Raw genomic sequence first — 20,086 nt, forward strand, 5'->3', positions numbered from 1 at the left:
ACGTGCCACGGGGCCCTCTAAGGGGTTGCGATAGCTGCCTGTAGCCGCGGGGGCACTCTATGGTTCGACGGGGAACCGATACGGGGATGGGTAGTTTTGGACGTCTTCAAGATCCACGAGCAGGTCATTGCCGACTACCGCGACTTCACGTCCGGATTCGTTCGGGTCCGCGACGAGCGGATCTCCGCTTTCGTGGATGAACAGTTCGCCGAGGGCGTCCAGTGGCCCGACCCCTGGCTGAGCCTGAATCCCTCCTTCGCGTCCGGGGGCTCCGTGCCTGAGCTCGTCGGCGAAGGGCTCCTGCACCCAGAGTGTGAGCGGATCTTCCGCCGCAAGTCCGACATGACAGATGCCGGTCGCGACCCGATCGTGCTGCATCGTCACCAGCGCGAAGCCGTCGAAGTCGCCCGGTCCGGCAAGAGCTACGTCCTGACGACGGGCACGGGGTCGGGCAAGTCGCTGGCCTACATCATCCCGATCGTTAACGCCGTCCTGCGCGACCGCGACGCCAACGGCGGACGACGCCAGCCCGGCGTCAAGGCGATCGTCGTCTACCCGATGAACGCCCTCGCCAACTCCCAGGTCGGCGAGCTGGAGAAGTTCCTGCGGTTCGGCTACCCCGAGGGCGGCGAGCCGGTCACCTTCGCTCGGTACACGGGCCAGGAGAGCCCGGACGAGCGGCGTCGCATCCTCGCGGAGCCGCCGGACATCCTGCTCACCAACTACGTGATGCTGGAGCTGGTCCTCACCCGGCCCGACGAGCGCAAGCACCTCGTCCGGGCGGCGCAGGGCCTTCGTTTCCTGGCGCTCGACGAGCTGCATACGTACCGCGGCCGTCAGGGCGCGGACGTCGCCATGCTGATCCGTCGCCTCCGCGACCAGTGCGCAGCTGATGACCTCCAGATCGTCGGAACCAGCGCCACCATGGCCAGCGCCGGGACGACGGCCGAGCGCAACGCGATCGTCGCCGACGTCGCGACGCGGCTGTTCGGCTCCGAGGTCACGCCGGAGCGGGTCATCGGCGAGACCCTCACCCGCGCCACCACCGCCACCGCCCCGACGGCAGAGCGACTCCACGCGGCCGTTGTCGCCTCGCAAGGCTCCGAGCAGACGCGCGACCACGCCGACTTCATCGACGACCCACTGGCCGGCTGGATCGAGACGACCTTCGGTCTCGACCACGAGCCAGGCACGGGTCGACTGGTCCGCCGAGCCCCCACCACCCTCCCCGAGGCTGCCAGCGCCCTGGCGGCGCTGACCGGACACGCTGAGGAGGCTTGCCGGACGGCGCTGCGGCGAGTCCTGGAAGAGGGATCGCGCGTTCGACAGCCGGTCATCGACCGGCCGGTCTTCGCCTTCCGGCTCCACCAGTTCCTCTCCAAGGGCGACACCGTCTACGTCTCCCTCGAGCCCGAGGATGCTCGCCACATCACCGGCTCGTACCAGGTCAGCGTCCCCGGCGAGCCGGAGAAAGCGCTGCTGCCGCTCGGGTTCTGCCGCGAGTGCGGCCAGGAGTACCTGGTGGTCGCCAAGGTGAAGCAGGGCAACGGCAGCGCCCTGGTCTCCCGCCGGGACGTCGACGCCAGCGGCGGCGACAGCATCACCGGCTACCTGTACGTCTCGTCCGACCTGCCCTGGCCCAACGATCCCCTCGCGAGCGGTCGGGTGCCCGAGTCGTGGTTGGTCACCGACGCGGACACAGACCGGGTCGAAATCCTCGACAGCAAGCGGAAGTACCTTCCCGAGAAGGTCTCCGTGCGGCCCGACGGCTCTCTGGACAACAGCGGTCTCGGCCTCCCCGCGTGGTTCGTGTCCACGCCGTTCGCCTTCTGCATGCGCTGCGGGGTGTCCTACGAGCAGGTCCGCGGACAGGACTTCGGCAAGCTCGCCACGCTGGATTCCGAGGGGCGATCCAGCGCGGTCACGCTGCTCAGCGCATCCATCGTCCGGCATCTTCGCTCGGTGCCCCTCGAGGACCTCGATTCGGACGCACGCAAGCTGCTGACATTCGTGGACAACCGGCAGGACGCCAGTCTCCAGGCCGGCCACTTCAACGACTTCGTTCAGGTCAGCCAACTGCGCGCAGCACTCCATGCTGCCCTGGAGAAAGCTGGGCCCGAGGGGCTGGCTCACGACACGATCGCCGGCGCGGTCACCGAGGCGCTCGGCCTGCAGACGGTGGACTTCTCCGCCAACCCGCAGGCGAAGTTCAGCGCCAAGGCCGCCGCCGAACGAGCGCTGCGTGCAGTCGTCGAGTACCAGCTGTACGTCGACCTGCAGCGGGGTTGGCGGGTCACGATGCCGAACCTCGAGCAGACCGGTCTCCTGCGGGTCGACTACCGCGACCTGAAAGAGCTGGCGGCTGACGACGAGTCCTGGGCCGGCACGTACCTGCTCAACCAGATCTCCGCGGCGCATCGCGAGGAGCTAGGCCGGATCCTCCTCGACGAGCTGCGGCGCGTCCGCGCCATCGACGTCGACTGCCTCGCGGAGGAGGGGTTCGAGCGGCTGCGGAAGGAGTCCCGCCAGCAGCTCATCGAGCCGTGGGCCATGTCGGAGGACGAGCGGTTGGTCGAGGTCGGGCACGCCGCTCCCCGCCCGTCCAAGCCCGGCGGGCCGCGCGGCCGGCTTGCACTGACCGGACGCGGCGCGTTCGGTCGCTACCTCCGGACGGACGCAGCCGGGCTCCCCGGCGTGGTCAAGACCGATGACGCGAGCAAGGTGATCGTCGACCTGCTCAACGTCCTGACCGAGGCAGGCCTGCTGGCCCGGTCAGACGGTCCGGAAGGGGCAGAGTACAGGCTGCGCGCAGCCGCACTTCGCTGGCTGGCAGGAGACGGAAAGGAGGGCGCACCCGACCCCCTCCGGCGGAAGTTCAAGGGCGAGGCGACGGCACGGGTCAACCCGTTCTTCCAGGATCTCTACAAGGACCTGGCTGCTGGCTTCGGCGGCATGCACGCCAGCGAGCACACCGCTCAGGTCCCGCAGCAGATGCGGTTGGACCGGGAGGACTCGTTCCGCAAGGGAGACCTGCCCCTCCTGTACTGCTCCCCCACCATGGAACTCGGCGTCGACATCTCCAGCCTGAACGCCGTCGCTCTGCGCAACGTGCCGCCCACCCCGGCGAACTACGCCCAGCGGTCTGGGCGGGCGGGTCGCAGCGGGCAGCCCGCGCTCGTCCTCACCTACTGCTCCACCGGCAACGCGCACGACAGCTACTGGTTCCGCCGGTCCCGCGACATGGTGGCCGGCTCGGTCGTGGCGCCGCGATTGGACCTCACCAACGAGGACCTCATCCGCTCGCACGTGCACGCCATCTGGCTGGCAGAGACCGATCAGTCGATGCACTCGTCCATCACTGATCTGCTCGAGGCGGATGGCGACACACCAACCCTGCGGTTGCTGCCGAACCTGTGGCAGGCGCTGTCCGACGCCGAAGTCACCCTGCGCGCGGAGCGCACTGCCCAGCGAGTGATGGCTGACCTGCGTCGGACCTGGCAAGCCACCGGCGGGGAGCCCCCGTGGTGGAGCGACACCTGGGTGCACGACCAGGTGAAGCACGCCGCCCGGTTGCTGGACGAGTCGTTCGACCGCTGGCGTCAGCTCTTCCTCGCCGCCCTGACCGAGTACCACGAGCAGCACAAGCTCGCGATCAACGTGAGATCGAGCCGGCGGGACCGGCAGCAGGCCGAGCGCCGTCGGGCGGATGCGCGCAACCAGCTCATCCTGCTGCGTAACGAGGACCGGGAAGTCGGCGCCACCGACTTCTATTCGTACCGCTATCTGGCCAGCGAAGGCTTCCTGCCCGGCTACTCGTTCCCCCGGCTGCCGCTGGCCGCCTACATCCCGGCACGGCGTGGGGTGAAGGTCGACGGCGACTTCATCCAGCGCCCTCGTTTCCTGGCTATTAGCGAGTTCGGGCCCGGCGCGCTCATCTACCACGAAGGGGCTCGGTACGAGGTCACTCGCATCCAGCTCCCCCGCGACCCGGGCGAGACCAACAGCAGTGGGGCGGTCACCGAGACCGCCAAGCGGTGCGAACACTGCGGCTACCACCACCCGGTCGTCGTCGGCACCGACACGTGCGAGCACTGCGGCGCCCAGCTAGGCGTCTCCCAGTACGGCCTGCTGCGTCTGCAGACCGTGTTCACCCGGCGGCGCGAGCGCATCAGCAGCGACGAGGAGGAACGCCGCCGGTCCGGGTTCGATCTGGAGGTCTCCTTCCGCTTCCCCGACCGCGGTGGACGTCCCGGCTACACCAACGCCGAGGCCGTCGTTGAAGGCCAGCCCGTGCTCGAGCTCGTGCACGCCGACGCTGCCGTGATGCGCATCGCGAGCGTCGGTCGCCGTCGCCGGAAGAACCCGAGCGATCGCGGCTTCTGGCTCGATCTGCGGGAGGGCCGATGGCTCTCGGAGACCAAGGCAGCAGACAAGACGGTCGACACCGAGAGCCTCGACGCGGCAGAGGACGTCGCTGCGAAGGAGAAAGTCACGCCCTACGTCGAGGACCGGCGCAACGTCCTGGTCATCCGGCTGTCCGAACCTGCCTCGGAGACCGTCACCGTGACCCTGCGCGCCGCCCTCGAGCGTGCCGCCGAGGCCACGTTCCAGCTGGAGGACTCGGAGTTGGACAGCGTTGAGCTCCCTGATGCTGCAGAACGCGGACGGATGCTGCTCAACGAGTCCGCCGAAGGTGGCGCCGGCGTGTTGAGCCGCCTGCTCGAAGAACCACGAAAGCTGGCGGACGTCGCACGTAAGGCGCTCGAGCTCATCCACTACGACCCCGACAGCGGAGCCGATCTCGGTCAGGCGCCGGGCGCGCGGGAGCGGTGTGAGAAGGGCTGTTATGACTGCCTGCTCTCTTACGGCAACCAGTACGACCACAGTTCCATTGACCGGCACGAGATCGTCCCGCTGCTGCGCGAGTTGCTGAGGGCCGAGGTCACAACCGGCGCTGGGGAGCGCGACCGAGCCGAGCAACAGGATTGGCTCAACGCTCTGTCGGACTCCGGCCTGGAGCGCCGGTTCGTCGATTGGCTGCAGGAGAACGGCCACCGCCTGCCGGACGACGCCCAGCAAACGGTCAGCGCCGCCAATGCCCGGCCCGACCTCGTCTACAACCTGCACGGCAACCCGGTCGCCGTGTTCGTCGATGGTCCTCACCACGACGACGCGGTGCAGCGACTGCGCGATGCGCAGGCGGCTGAGCGGCTCGAGGACCTCGGCTGGTCAGTGGTCCGCGTGCATCACAGCGAGGACTGGGCGGCACTCGTCGGCCGCCACTCATGGATCTTCGGACCTGGAAGGACTGCACGTTGAGCATCACCGAGAAAACCGCCGATTTCGCCGTCGGGGGGCTCGTTCGCGCCCGCGGACGTGAGTGGGTGGTGCTCCCCGACACGACCCCCGACTTCCTGCTCCTCCAGCCACTCGGCGGTGGGCCGGACGACGTCGTCGGCGTGTTCCCCGACGAAGGGGTGGAGCCGGCGACCTTCCCCGTCCCCGCAGCCGACGACCTGGGCGACGCCGCCTCTACCGAGCTGCTCCGCACGGCGCTGCGAGTCGGCTTCCAGTCCTCAGCCGGGCCCTTCCGATCGTTGGCCGGGATCAGCGTCAGTCCGCGGAATTACCAGTACGTGCCCTTGATGATGGCTCTGCGTCAGGACACGGTCCGGCTGGTAATTGCCGACGACGTGGGCATCGGGAAGACCATCGAGGCCGGCCTGATCGCCGCCGAGCTTCTCGCCCAGGGCACCGTCAAGCGCATGGCGGTGCTGTGCTCGCCGGCCTTGGCAGAGCAGTGGCAGCGCGAACTGCGGGAAAAGTTCGGAATCGATGCCGCCTTGGTCCTGACCAGCACGGTCAAGACCCTGGAACGCGGGCTCATGCTCAACGAGTCGCTGTTCGACCGCTATCCGCACGTCATCGTCTCGACCGACTTCATCAAGTCCGACCGGCGCCGTCACGAGTTCGTGCTCCGGTGCCCTGAGTTGGTGATCGTGGACGAGGCGCACAACTCCGTCGCGGGCAGCGCCGCCGGCCAGCAGTCCCGCCACCAGCGGTACGAGCTGCTCAAGTCGCTGGCCGCCGACGAGAGCCGCCACCTCATCCTCACCACCGCGACGCCGCACTCCGGCGACGAGACCGCGTTCGCCAACCTGGTCGGCCTCTGCCACCCGGACCTGGCCGCGGTTGACCTCGGCAGCGCGGCCGGGCGGACGATGCTGGCCCGCCACTTCGTGCAGCGTCGGCGTGCCGACATCCGCCACTACCTGGACGAGGACACACCCTTTCCCCGAGACAGGGAGACGAGGGACGTCCCTTACACGCTGAGCCCCGCATACAAGGACCTCTTCGAGGACGTTCTGGCCTACGCGCGCGAGCAGGTCCGCGACAGCGTCTCGGGTGCGCGTAGCCGCGTCCGGTGGTGGTCGGCGCTGGCGCTCCTGCGTGCCATGGCATCAAGCCCGCGCGCGGCCGTCGCCACGCTGGGCACGCGCGCATCGAACGCGGATGTCACGAACGCGGCGGAGGTCGATGCCCTCGGGCGCGCGGGCGTGCTCGACAGCGCGGACGACGAGACGCTGGAAGGGCTGGACATGACACCCGGCGCGCTCGTGCACCAGCCGGAGGAGCTCGAGGCCACGAGCGGTGAAGCGGAGCGCCGGCGTTTGTCCGCCTTCGCGCGTAGAGCCGCGGAGCTCGAGGGCACCGACCAGGATCGCAAACTGGCCCTGGTCATCGGCCAGGTCAAGCAGCTGCTCGCCGACGGCTTCGCGCCGATCGTCTTCTGCCGGTTCATCCACACCGCCGAGTACATCGGCGAGCACCTCGCCACCGCCCTGAGCGGCAAGCGCGGCGCCGACGTCAACGTCGGCGTCGTCACCGGCCTGCTGCCGCCCGCGGAGCGGGCGCGCCGAGTGCAAGAACTGGTTGACCGGCCGGGCCGACACGTCCTGGTGGCGACCGACTGCCTCTCCGAGGGCGTCAACCTGCAGGAGGCCTTCTCCGCCGTCCTCCACTACGACCTCGCCTGGAATCCGACTCGCCACGAGCAGCGCGAAGGCCGCGTCGACCGCTTCGGCCAGCGCAAGGACGTCGTTCGCGCGCTGACGCTCTACGGCGAGGACAACGGCATCGACGAGATCGTCCTCGAGGTGCTCATCCGCAAGCACCGCGCGATCGCCAAGGCCACCGGTGTCGCCGTTCCCGTGCCCGGCAACGGCGACGGTCTGATCGATGCGCTGGCCGAGGGACTGCTCCTGCGCAACCGCCACGCCGAGCAGCTGACGATCGACCTCGACTTGGATCAGCGCACCATCGACTTCGACGCCGCCTGGCAGTCCGCCGCCGAGAAGGAGAAGGCGTCCCGCACCCGGTTCGCGCAACACACGATCAAGCCGGACGAGGTCGTCACGGAGGTCACCGAGATCCGTGAGGCACTGGGCGCCCACGGGGACCTCGAGCAGTTCCTGGTCCACACCTTGCGGGCCCTTGGCTCCACGGTTACTCAGGTCGACGACGGCTTCACTGCGGTCCTCGGCACTCTGCCACTCGGGCTGCGGCACAGCCTGCCCGTCGGGGTGCATGACCCCCTGCTGTTCCGCGCCGAGCCGCCCGCTGGTCGCGGGGAGGCGGTGATCGCCCGTACCGACCCCACGGTGCAAGCCATCGGTCGTTACGTCTTGGAGAGCGCGCTCGACCGCGCGGTGCCCGAGCGCGACCGCCCGGCCCGGCGAGCCGGCGTCATGCGCAGCAATGCGGTGCAGACCCGCACGACCTTGCTGCTCGTTCGCTTCCGCTTCCAGCTCGCGCTGCCGACCCCGGACGGCGTGCATTCGCAGGTCGCCGAGGACGCCCGCGTCCTCGCTTTCGAAGGGGCGCCAGGAAACGCGGTATGGCTCACCGACGAGCGAGCCGAGGTGCTCCTCAGCGCAAACCCGTCCGGCAACGTCCCCGCCGATGCCGCGCGACTCGCCGCGGAGCGAGTGCTCGATGGGCTGCCCGAATTGACCCCGTACCTGGAGCAGGTCGCCGACGAGCACGCCGACCGGCTGCTCGGCGCCCACCGCCGGGCCCGCCTCGGAGCCGGCGCCGTGCGCCGCGGGCTGTCGGTGACCGCCCAACGCCCCGTCGACGTCCTGAGCCTGCAGGTGCTCCTGCCGGCTGTTGGGAGCAACGCGTGACTGGCTCGTTCATCTCCGTGCGCGTGGGCGGAGGTCTCCTTCCGTCTGACGTGCTGTCCGCGGTGCTGGGCGGCAACCTCGAAGGGCTGCGCTCCACCGACTATCACCTGGCCGGGGAGAACCCGCGGGAAGCCTCCGCACGGGTGTGGACGCACCTGCTGGGCGCCTATCGCCGGTTCCGTGACGACCTTGCTCGGCTGCCCGAGGGCGATCCGGCGGTCGGGTTGACCCGCGAGCGCTGGCTGACGGTGGTGCTCAGCGAGCTGGGCTACGGACGGGTGCCCGTCACCGGCTCCGGCGGGCTGACCGCAGGAGACAGGCAATACCCCGTTAGCCACCGGTGGGGCGCGACCCCCATTCACCTCCTGGGCTGGGGTGTGCCGCTGGACAAGCGCACGCCGGGTGTGCCGGGTGCGGCGCAGCGGGCCCCACACGCGATGGTGCAGGAGCTGCTCAACCGCACCGATGACTACCTGTGGGCGATCGTGTCCAACGGGCGGGTCCTCCGACTGCTGCGAGACTCGACCACCCTCACCGGGCAGGCCTACGTCGAGTTCGACCTGGAGGCGATGTTCGACGGTGAGCTGTTCGCCGAGTTCGCCCTGCTCTACCTGCTGGCCCACCAGTCCCGGGTCGAGCTGCCGGCCGACGGGGTGCTCGCCGATTGCTGGCTGGAGCGCTGGCGGACGACGGCGATCAGCCAGGGCGTGCGCGCCCTGAACCTGCTGCGCGACGGGGTGCAGGACGCCCTGGAGACGCTGGGCACTGGCTTCCTGCAGCACCCCGCCAACGCCGCACTGCGCGAAGACCTCGCCAGCGGAGCCATCCGGCTGGAGGACCTGCACGCCGCGCTCCTGCGCACCGTCTACCGGCTGCTGTTCTGGGCCGTCGCCGAAGATCGCGACGCCCTCCACGCCCCGGACGCCCCCCGCGAGGCGCGCGACCGCTACGCCCAGCATTTCTCCTCCGCCCGCCTGCGTCGGCTGGCTGTCCGCCGGCAGGGCAGCGCCCATGACGACCTGTGGCAGTCCGTCAACCTGGTACTCACGGCCCTTGGCCAGCCGGACGGCGAACCCCGTCTCGGGCTTCCGGGGCTCGGTGGCCTCTTCACCACCACCCAGGCTGACGTCCTGGCCGGCGCGAGGCTCGGCAACCAGCCGCTGCTGGCGGTCATCCGCTCCCTATCGGTGGTGCAGCCCAAGGGCCAGCCACGCCGGCTGGTCGACTTCCGCCACCTCGGCGCCGAGGAGCTCGGCTCGATCTATGAGTCCCTGCTCGAGCTGATTCCTCGCCATGACCCTGTTCGGCAGGTCTTCACCCTGGAGACCCTCGCCGGCAATGACCGCAAGACCACCGGCAGCTACTACACCCCCAGCGACCTGGTCGACCTCGTTCTCGACACCGCCCTGGACCCGGTCCTCGATGACGCGGAGAAGCAAACCGACCCGGAGCAGGCGTTACTGGCCGTGACTGTCTGCGACCCGGCCATCGGCAGCGGCCACTTCATGGTCGCCGCCGCCCGCCGTATCGCCAACCGGCTGGCCATGGTCCGAACCGGCGAGGTGGACCCCACCCCCGGTGACGCCCAGCAGGCCATGCACGACGTGGTCGCTCGCTGCATCTACGGCGTCGACCTCAACCCCATGGCCGCCGACCTCGCCAAGGTCAGCCTCTGGCTGGAAGCCATGGCACCGGGCCAGCCGCTGTCGTTCCTTGACCACCACATCAAGGTTGGCAATGCACTATTGGGCACGACTCCCAAACTTCTCGCCGACGGTATCCCCGACTCCGCCTACGTCGCCCTCAGCGACGACGACAAGAAGATCGTCACCACTTGGAAGAACCACAACAAGAAGCTCCGCGACGGACAATTGCAGCTGCTGTCCGATGCGGGCATCCCGGTCGGCAACGAGGGCCTCCGAATTGCCGCCGAAGAGATCGCCGAACGGGCTACGACCGGGCACACACTCGCCGACATCGCCTGGGCCGCCCAGCGCTACACGGCCGGTCAGTCCTCCGAAGCGGCCATCCGAGCGCGGCGCACCGCCGACGCTTGGTGCGCGGCGTTCTTAGGCCGTAAAACCACCGACGATGAACCGATCACCCATGCCACCCTGGAAGGGCTCAGCGGTGGTACCGCGCCCCCACACGTCATCAACACGATCGACGCGGTCGCCGCACAACACCGACTCTTCCATTGGCACATCGAGTTCCCCGAGATCTTCCGCGTACCCGGCGACGAACCTGCCAATACGCCCACTGGCTGGACCGGCGGATTCTCGGCCGTCCTCGGCAACCCACCATGGGAACGCCTCAAGCTCCAGGAGCAAGAGTTTTTCGCGTCGCGCGAACCCAGTATCGCGGATGCCAAGAACGCCGCCGCTCGCAAGCGGGCCATCGCCGCGCTAGCAGAGTCTCAGCCGGGCCTGCTTCGTGAGTTCAACGAGACAAAGCGAATCTCGGATGCGGAAATCCACTTCATTCGATCGAGCGAACGCTACCCTCTCTGTGGCGTCGGAGACATCAACACCTACAGCGTCTTTGCGGAGCATTTTCGAGCATCTATCGGACCGGCCGGTCGAGCTGGCATTGTCACGCCAACCGGCCTGGCCACCGACGCAACGACGTCTGCATTTTTTGCGGACACACTTCAGAGCGGTCGACTCGCGGCCTTCTATGACTTTGAGAACGAAGCCAAGATATTCGCCGGAGTGCATAACCAGTTTCGCTTTGCCATAACCTCTATCACTGGCGGCGAAGTTGCGCAAAACGTGCGTCTTGCATTCTACACGCGGCACATCGCGGACGTCCCCACTCGACGCTTCAACCTATCAAGTGACGAGATTCTTCTACTGAACCCGAATACAGGAACATTGCCCGTATTTCGGACTCGTCGTGATGCCGAGATCACTCTCTCCTGCTACCAGCGCCACGAGATCCTGTACCGCGATAAGGCGACAGAAGGAAACCCCTGGGGCATTCGGTTCAATGCAATGTTCCACATGGCGAATGATTCAGGAAGCTTCCTCTCTGGCGATGACCTGGCTACGCGAGGCGCCTCTTTCGACGGTTGGGCTTGGACGGCCGGCGCCCAGCAATGGCTACCCCTGTATGAAGCCAAGATGCTCAGTCACTGGAATCACCGATACGCGACATACGCCGACGCAACTCAGGCTCAGCTGAACAAGGGCACCCTGCCGCGGATCGAGATCGACCAACTAAACGACCCGGAGGTAGAACCTTTGGCTCGCTACTGGGTCGCCGAAAAGACAGTGAACGACGCCACCGGGCAGGATTGGAACACGGAGTGGTTCCTCGGCTGGCGATCCATCGCGCGAGCGAGCGACATGCGAACATTCGTGCCGTCCATTGCTCCGCGAACGGCACTAAGCGGCAAGTTCCCGATCGCCCTTCCGAGCTCCCCGCGGAATGCACTGCTTCTTCAGGCGACATGGTCGTCTCTGATTTTCGACTACATTGCTAGACAAAAACAAAGCGGCGCGGACATGCCCTATTTTATCGTGAAGCAGCTACCATGCCCTCGTCCGGAGGATTTTGAGCGACAACCAAATTGGTCCGATGAAGCGTTGAACACATTTCTGCTGACGCGGTCTCTCGAACTTAACTACACCTCGTTCAGAATGCAGCCCCTCGCTAGGGATCTGCTCGGACACGATCCTGGAGTTCCATTTCAATGGACCTTGGAACGCCGCGAACAGCTGCGCAGTGAGATCGATGCCGCCATGCTCCACCTTTACGGACTTGATCGCGACGATGCCGAGCACGTAGTGGACTCATTCTTCGTGGTCCGGAAATACGAGGAGCGCGACCACGGCGAGTTCCGCACCAAGCGCCTGGTACTGGAGGCCTACGACGCCATGTCCGAGGCTGCCCGGACCGGCGTGCCGTTCGTTAGTCCGCTCGACCCGCTGCCCGGCCACGGGCCACGACACAACGAGCGGACTGCCGCATGACCGGTTCATTCATCTCCGTCCGTGTGGGCGGAGGTCTGCTTCCGTCGGATGTGTTGTCGGCGGTGTTGGCCGGGAGCCTGGATGGGCTGCGCTCCACCGACTATCACCTGGCTGGGGAGAACCCGCGGGAGGCCTCGGCCCGGGTGTGGACGCACTTGCTGGGTGTGTACCGCCGGTTCCGCGATGACCTAGCTCGGCTACCCGAGGGGGATCCGGCGGTCGGGTTGACGCGCGAGCGGTGGCTGACGGTCGTGCTGAGCGAGCTGGGCTATGGCCGAGTGCCGGGGACCGGCACCGGCGGGTTGACGGCCGGAGACAAGCAGTACCCGGTCAGCCACCTGTGGGGGGCCACCCCAGTCCACCTGCTGGGCTGGGGTGTGCCGCTGGACAAGCGCACGCCGGGTGTGCCGGGAGCAGCGCAGCGGGCTCCGCACGCAATGGTGCAGGAGCTGCTCAACCGGACCGATGATTACCTGTGGGCACTCGTGTCCAACGGAAGAGTTCTCCGCCTGTTGCGGGACTCGACCACCCTGACGGGGCAGGCCTTCGTCGAGTTCGATCTGGAGGCGATGTTCGACGGCGAGCTGTTCGCCGAGTTCGCCCTGCTCTACCTGCTGGCCCACCAGTCCCGGGTCGAGGTCCCGGCCGACGGGGTGTTGTCGGACTGCTGGCTGGAGCGCTGGCGCGCCACCGCAATCAGCCAGGGCGTGCGCGCCCTGAATCTGCTGCGCGACGGGGTGCAGGACGCCCTAGAGACGCTGGGCACCGGCTTCCTGCAGCACCCGGCCAATGTTCGGCTCCGCGAGGACCTCGCCAACGGAGCCATTCGGCTTGAGGACCTGCACGCCGCGCTGCTGCGCACCGTGTACCGGCTACTGTTCTGGGCCGTCGCCGAGGACCGCGACGCCCTCCAAGGCCCGGACGTCCCCCGCGACGTACGCGACCGCTACGCGCAGCACTTCTCCTCCGGGCGGCTGCGTCGGCTGGCCGTCCGGCGGCAGGGCAGCGCCCACGACGATCTGTGGCAGGCCGTCGACCTGGTGGTGACCGCGCTCGGTCGACAGGGCGGCGAGCCCCGCCTCGGCCTGCCCGGCCTCGGCGGGCTGTTCACGACCACCCACGCCGACGTGCTGGCCGGCGCCCGACTGGGCAACCAGCCCCTGCTCGCGGTGATCCGCTCGCTGTCAGTGGTTCAGCCCAAGGGCCAGCCGCGCCGGCTGGTCGACTTCCGCCACCTCGGCGCCGAGGAACTCGGCTCGATCTATGAGTCCCTGCTCGAGCTGGTCCCACGGCACGACCCCACCCGGCAGGTCTTCACCCTCGAGACCCTCACGGGCAACGACCGCAAGACCACCGGCAGCTACTACACCCCCAGCGACCTGGTCGACCTTGTTCTCGACACGGCCCTGGACCCGGTTCTTGACGACGCGGAAAAGCAGCCCGACCGCGAGCAGGCGTTGCTCGCCGTCACCGTGTGCGACCCGGCGATCGGCAGCGGCCACTTCATGGTCGCCGCAGCACGGCGCATCGCCAACCGGCTGGCCATGGTCCGCACCGAAGAGGTCGACCCCAGCCCCGCCGACCTTCAGCAGGCCATGCACGACGTCGTCGCCCGGTGCATCTACGGCGTCGACCTCAACCCCATGGCCGCCGATCTCGCCAAAGTCAGCCTGTGGCTGGAAGCCATGACCCCCGGGCAACCGCTGTCCTTCCTCGACCACCACATCAAGGTCGGCAACGCCCTCCTCGGCACCACCCCCGCCCTGCTTCACGCCGGCATCCCCGACACCGCCTACACAGCCCTCGGCGACGACGACAAGAAGACCGTCACCGCCTGGAAGAACCACAACAAGAAGCTCCGCGACGGGCAACTACAACTGCTCCCCGAAGCGGGCATCCCGGTCGGCAATGAAGGACTACGGATCGCCGCCCAGGAGATCTCCGAGCGTGCCACGACCGGGCACACCCTCGCCGACATCGCCTGGGCCGCTCAGCGCTACACAACCGCCCAGGCATCCGACGCCGCCGTCCGAGCCCGACGCACCGCCGACGCCTGGTGCGCAGCCTTCCTCAGCCGGAAGACCGCCGAAGATCAGCCGATCACCCACGCCACCCTAGAAGCGCTGAGCGGAGGCACCGCGCCAGCGCACCTCCTCGACTCGGTGGACGCTCTGGCAGTTCAGTACCGGCTTTTCCACTGGCATCTGGAGTTTCCTGAGATCTTCCGCGTGCCCGGCGACGAGCCCGCTAACACGACTGCCGGTTGGACCGGCGGATTCTCAGCCGTCTTGGGCAACCCACCGTGGGAACGCATCAAGCTCCAAGAACAAGAGTTCTTCGCTTCCCGAGAGGTCACCATCGCCGCCGCGAAGAATGCGGCCGCCCGCAAGAAAGCCATCGCCGCTCTGGCTCAGTCGCACCCCGAGCTGCTGAACGAGTTTAGCGATGCCAAGCGGCAGGCTGAAGCCGCCAGCCACTTCCTTCGAACTTCAGGTCGCTTTCCCCTCTGCGGGGTTGGGGACGTAAACACGTACAGCGTCTTCGCTGAACATTTCCGCTCCACCATCGCACCGACCGGCCGTTCGGGAATCATTACCCCAACCGGGCTTGCGACCGACGCAAGCACCGCTGCGTTCTTCGCCGACACGCTAAAGTCGGCCCGCCTGGCCGCATTCTATGACTTTGAGAACAACGCTCCACTCTTCGAAGGAGTGCACCGGAGCTTTCGATTTGCTGCATCATCCATGACCGGCGGGGAGCCCGTCGCCGAGGTGCGGCTAGCTTTCTCGCAGAAGTATCCCGCTGACGTGCCAACGTCGACCTTCACTCTCGAGGCCGAAGAGATCCTCCTCCTGAACCCCAACTCGGGGACCCTGCCGGTTTTCAGGACTCGTCGCGACGCCGAGATTGCCCTTGCATGCCACCGTAGGCACCCCGTCCTGCTGCGCGACGCCAGCCCACATGGCAACCCCTGGAATCTTCGCTTTGGAACGCTGTTTCATATGGCCAACGACTCGGGCAAATTCATATCAGCCCAAGAGCTGGAGCAGGGGGGTGCCGTCTACGACGGGTGGGCGTGGCTCGATGGATACGATCGCTGGCTCCCGCTCTACGAAGCAAAGATGCTCAGTCACTGGAATCACCGATTTGCGACGTACGACGGCGTTGCACCAGGAAGCACGTCGCTGCCTACCCTCACTGATGACGAGCTAGATGAACCCCGACTCGAACCGCTCGCACGCTACTGGGTCGCGGCCACCGAAGTAAGAGACGCCCAACCGGCAAACTGGGATCGTGACTGGTTCCTCGGTTGGAGAAATATCACGAATGCCGGCAACGAGCGAACCTTCGTTCCATCCATCCTGCCGCGCTCCGCAGTGAATCACGCATTCCATATTGCGACGCTAGCCCACCCCGAGGCCGCACCGAACCTACAAGCGGTTTGGTCATCTTTCGTGTTCGATTACTTGAGCCGGCAAAAGCTGAGCGGGTCGAATATGACTTACATGGTTACAAAGCAGCTTGCCTGCCCGGTGCCAGCCGAATTCGACAGGTTTCCAACCTGGACAGATCGGACTCTCGGCGACTTCGTGCACCCTCGAGTTCTTGAACTAAACTACACTTCCCACCTGCTTCACCCGTACGCGGAGGATATTGCGGAAGAGGATCAGCCCGCTCCGTTCCGGTGGGTTCCAGGCCGTAGGGCACAGATTCAGGCCGAGCTCGATGCGGCACTCCTGCATGTCTACGAGCTTGAGCGTGTCGACGTGGAGCATGTCTTGGACTCATTCTTAGTCTTGCGCAAGTACGAATTGCGTGATCACGGCGAATTCCGAACCAAGCGCCTCGTTCTCGCGGCGTACGACGCCATGATGGAGGCGGCACGCACGGGGGTGCCATTCGTCAGCCCACTCGACCCGCCCCCCGGGCATGGCCCACGCCACAAGGAGCAAATGTGACAGCGGAAGCTCTTGAGCCGCCGGTGCTTTTCGAGTCTGGACAACCGGTTCAGGACTCCGGATGGGTGCTGCGCTGCCGCACGCGGCTGCGCGCCGCGCTGGAGGTCTTGGCTGAGCAGGACCAGCCGCTGAAGTACACCGAGCTTCAGGACCTAACTGCGCAACGGGTGCCGCTCAACGCCTACGACGCGTCCGTGACCAAGAGCGGGTCGGTACGTGCGTGGACCAACCTCGGGTGGAACCTGACCACCACCTACGAACACGCTGGCTGGTTGCACGCCACGTCGGATGGCGGCTTCCGTCTGACCCGTGAAGGCCGCGCGGCGCTTACGAGGTACCGGGACCCCCTGGAGCTGTTTGACGTAGCCGGCAAGGCATACGACGACTGGGATGCGGCGCGCAGCGAGGCCCTGCCCGAATTGCAGCTCTCCGCCGCCGCTGACGTCCTCCACGGGGGTTCGGGGACCGCGCACGCGCTGCGAGCCGTGGAGCCGGTGCTCGAGGCATGGCGGACCGGTGCGTCAGCCTTCCTAGCCGACGTGTCCGTCTGGAATCCGGCCACCACGACGGGACTGTTGGAGTACCTCGAGTCGGCGCCACAGCCCACGCCGGCCACCCTCCCCGGATTGGACGGGCTTGCGCCCCGGACGTTGGCTGCGGAAGCCCTCGTTCTGCTGGTCGGACCGCTCAGCGACATGATCGGCAGCACCAAGCGAAGCCGGGTCCGCAATCCGCTCATCCCCGTCGAGGATCCGCCCGGCCTGCCCATCCAGCTGTCCGCCGACCTTGAACACGGGTTCGTCCACGGCGGGAAGGCCTTGATCGCCAGTCCCGTGGCGATGCTGACTTCGTGCGTTCGCATCTTGGCCCACTGGTGGCAACAGCCCCAGGAGTCCCGTGACGCGGCGTGGTCCGATCCCTGGGCCTTCCGCGATCTCGTCAACGGCGTACCAGCCGCCGACGATCGGGTCGCCTCGCTGCTGTGTCTGCTCACGCATCCCGGATCGTTCACCACTCTGCTGCGCCGGGCCGACCGCGAAAAGGTCGTCGACGTCTTCGGCACTCGCCTTGACGCCCCTAGTGGTGACCTCGAGCATGACCTGAAGACCATCACGCTGGAGCTTCAGGCGGAGCAGGGCGGCAAGCCCGTCCGATTCGACACCGCGCCCCTGCTCCAGCAGTGGAGCCAGGACGTGGAGGGAGGCCGAGCCTGGCTCGTCCGGGGCGAACTCGACCAGCAGAACCGGGTACCGGCCTGGGTCAGCCAGGGGCGGGTGACCCTCACCGTCGGACGGTTGACCAACCTGCCGGCAACCCTCACCCAGGACGCGGTGAGCACCCTGGTCGACCAGCGGTACTCCGACTGGCAGGTGGTTAAGCGCGAGGCCAAGAAGCGCGACGTCTTGGCCTTCGTGCTGGGGATGCAGCCTGGTGACCTGGTGGCGACCGTTGACGGGGAGCAACTCCGCCTGGGACGCCTGGAGGACAGTCCTGCGGCCTTGCAAGAAATTGGCGGCTCGATGCTTCTCACGCGCCCGGTCGCGTGGAGCGCCGACTCGACCCCGTCCGTCAAGGGCCTGCCCGGATCTGTCCGCACTCGAATGCGATTCAAGGGCGAAGACGTCCTCGACCTCACCGAGATCAACGCCGCCCTTGAAGCGTTGGCCGAAGTGGATGAAGCGCTGACGGGCGAAGTCGACCTCGAGGACACGGACCTCCCAGTCGATCCCGAGGTCGTGGTACCCGAGAACCAGCCGCCTGCGCCGGCCGTACTCGAGTGCGACATCGACGCGCTGGCGAAGTCCCTGCACCACGCCGATGGCAGTTGGCTGACGGAGATGCTGATCAGCCTCAACGAGCGCAAGCAGGTCGTGCTCGAAGGCCCCCCAGGTACCGGAAAGACGTTCTTGGTCCAGCGTCTGCTGGAGGCATGCGGTGTCGTCGAGGGCCAGTCCGCACTGGTGCAGTTCCACCCCACCTACTCTTATGAGGACTTCGTCGAGGGGTTCCGCCCGGTGGCCACTACCGACGGCTCCGGAGCAGCTCTAACCGTGCAGCCTGGGCCGCTCAAGCGGATCGCCGACGAGGCCAGCAAGGCGCCGAACAAGCCATTCGTCCTGGTGATCGACGAGATCAACCGGGCGAACATCGCGAAGGTGTTCGGGGAGCTCTACTTCCTCCTCGAGTACCGCCAGCAGGAGATCGAGCTGCTGTACAGCGCCGGGGAACGCTTCAGCCTCCCGGACAACCTGTTCATCATCGGCACGATGAACACGGCGGACCGCTCCATCGCGCTGCTGGACGCCGCGATGCGGCGGCGGTTCGTCTTCCTGTCGATGGACACGTCCGAGCCGGCACTTAGCGGAGTGCTCCGACGCTGGTGCGAGGCCAAGGAGCAGCCGACGGTCGTCGCCGATCTCCTGGACCGCCTTAACAAGCGGATGGTGGAGCGGGGACTCGACCCGTCCCTGGCCTTCGGACCGTCGTACTTCATGCGACCCAACGCCGGGGACCCCGCGGCGCTCGACCGCCTCTGGCGACGAGAGCTCCTGCCGATGCTGAAGGAGCATCACTACGACGCCCAGGATCAGCTGGGGAGCTGGTATCCGTTCGCAAAGTGGATAACCGAGCTGGGCCTCGCCGCCGCGCCACAGCCTGAGGGCGCCGAGGGTTGAGCCGGGGAGCGCTGCAGCACCTGTCCGAGGGCCAGGTGCTCGCCGGAGTCGACCTCACCCGAGCCGAGGCGGTGGCACTGAGCGGCACGAAGCTCGTCACCGCAACGCCCGAGGGAGACGGGTGGAAGGTCGCGGCCGGCCAGTGGGTCGGGGCGGTTCGCTGCGGTGACCTCGAGGTGCGGGTGACGCCCAAGGTTGGCGCCGTCAAGGTCCTTCAACTCCTGGCCAGGGCTCAGGGCGTCCGGAATCTGCACGTCGACGTGGAACGGCTGGGCCTCGCTGACGAAGCTGATCTGAGCACGGTGCTCGCGGTTCTCTTTGAGCAAGAGGCGCAGACGGCGTTGGCGCAACGGCCGCAGCGGGGCTACCGGACTGAGGACCAGTCACTGCCCGTCGTTCGGGGGCGAATTCGCCTCGTCGACCAGGCGCTTCGCCGATTCGGCGTCGTGACGCCGATCGAGGTGACCGTCGATGAGTGGACGCTCGACACGGACGAGAACCGGCGCCTGCGTGCCGCGACGCGGGTCCTGCTCAGCCTGCCAGGAGTTCCCAAAGCGGCGCTCGGCGGCCTCCGCCGAGTCGACCGCATGCTGGCGGAGGTCACGCTCCTCCCTCGAGGAGCCCGCCTGCCGCCGTGGACGCCCACGAGACTCAACAGGCACCTTCACCGCCTGCTCCATCTGGCGGATCTAGCGCTCGGCGGCGGGAGTGTCGAACACCGCGCCGGGGACGTCGTTGCCCATGGCTTCGCGCTCAACATGGCTTGGGTCTTCGAGGCGCTCGTCGCGCAGATCCTCGAAGAGGAGTGCCTCCGCGTCGGATCCGGCCGCCTTATGGTGCAGCGGACCTACCAACTGGATGAAGACGACCGCATCACGATCAAGCCGGATCTGGTCGTTTCTGCCGGTTCCGACGTTCTGGCTGTCGCGGACACCAAGTACAAGCTGCTCGAGGACGACGGTGGCTTTCCGAACGCCGACGTCTACCAGCTGATCACCTACTGCCTTCGGCTCGGTCAGCGAGATGGTCACCTTATCTACGCGGGCGAGACATTGCCCCAGCCCGACGTCTACGCCATTCGCAATGCAGATGTCTCGCTGCACGTCCACGCCATCGACCTCACTCAGGACTTGACCGGCATTGAGCAGCAGGTATCGAGACTTCACCAGCTGATCTCCGAGCTTTCTACGTGCCGTGCGGCGACCGCCTAAGTCCAGCCCCGGAGGCACCACCCCACCGCGCTCGGGGTAGCGCAGAACCACATCGCTCAAGTCCCCAGGCTCGTAAGCCGA

At 67.1% G+C, this 20,086-nt stretch carries 6 protein-coding genes; all 6 read left to right on the forward strand.

Annotation, left to right across the window (positions count from 1 at the left end):
• Positions 1-96 precede the first annotated feature (96 nt).
• The 6 genes from N555_RS0119345 to N555_RS0119370 are packed head-to-tail and all read left to right on the forward strand — an operon-like array spanning position 97 to position 20,005.
• Positions 97-5,319 (forward strand): DEAD/DEAH box helicase, encoded by a 5,223-nt coding sequence (locus N555_RS0119345; RefSeq protein ID WP_029433142.1) that lies wholly within the window; start codon positions 97-99, stop codon positions 5,317-5,319.
• Positions 5,316-8,186: a helicase-related protein gene (locus N555_RS0119350; RefSeq protein WP_197029091.1), complete on the forward strand. Its 2,871-nt coding sequence runs from the start codon at positions 5,316-5,318 to the stop codon at positions 8,184-8,186. The genes N555_RS0119345 and N555_RS0119350 overlap by 4 nt, the downstream gene beginning before the upstream one ends.
• The gene (locus N555_RS0119355) at positions 8,183-12,160 is read left to right on the forward strand and encodes an Eco57I restriction-modification methylase domain-containing protein (protein WP_029433144.1); all 3,978 of its coding nucleotides are present in this window, start codon (positions 8,183-8,185) and stop codon (positions 12,158-12,160) included. Before N555_RS0119350 ends, N555_RS0119355 begins: the two co-directional genes overlap by 4 nt.
• On the forward strand, positions 12,157-16,119 hold the full coding sequence (locus tag N555_RS0119360; protein WP_029433145.1) for an Eco57I restriction-modification methylase domain-containing protein: 3,963 nt from the start codon (positions 12,157-12,159) through the stop codon (positions 16,117-16,119). Before N555_RS0119355 ends, N555_RS0119360 begins: the two co-directional genes overlap by 4 nt.
• Positions 16,116-18,794, forward strand: a complete 2,679-nt coding sequence (locus tag N555_RS0119365) for an AAA family ATPase (protein ID WP_197029092.1) — start codon at positions 16,116-16,118, stop codon at positions 18,792-18,794. Before N555_RS0119360 ends, N555_RS0119365 begins: the two co-directional genes overlap by 4 nt.
• A 35-nt stretch (positions 18,795-18,829) precedes the next feature.
• Complete coding sequence (locus N555_RS0119370) at positions 18,830-20,005, forward strand: McrC family protein (RefSeq protein WP_051684260.1); 1,176 nt, start codon at positions 18,830-18,832, stop codon at positions 20,003-20,005.
• Positions 20,006-20,086 lie beyond the last annotated feature (81 nt).

Source organism: Blastococcus sp. URHD0036 (assembly GCF_000701365.1).
Taxonomy (GTDB): Bacteria; Actinomycetota; Actinomycetes; order Mycobacteriales; family Geodermatophilaceae; genus Trujillonella.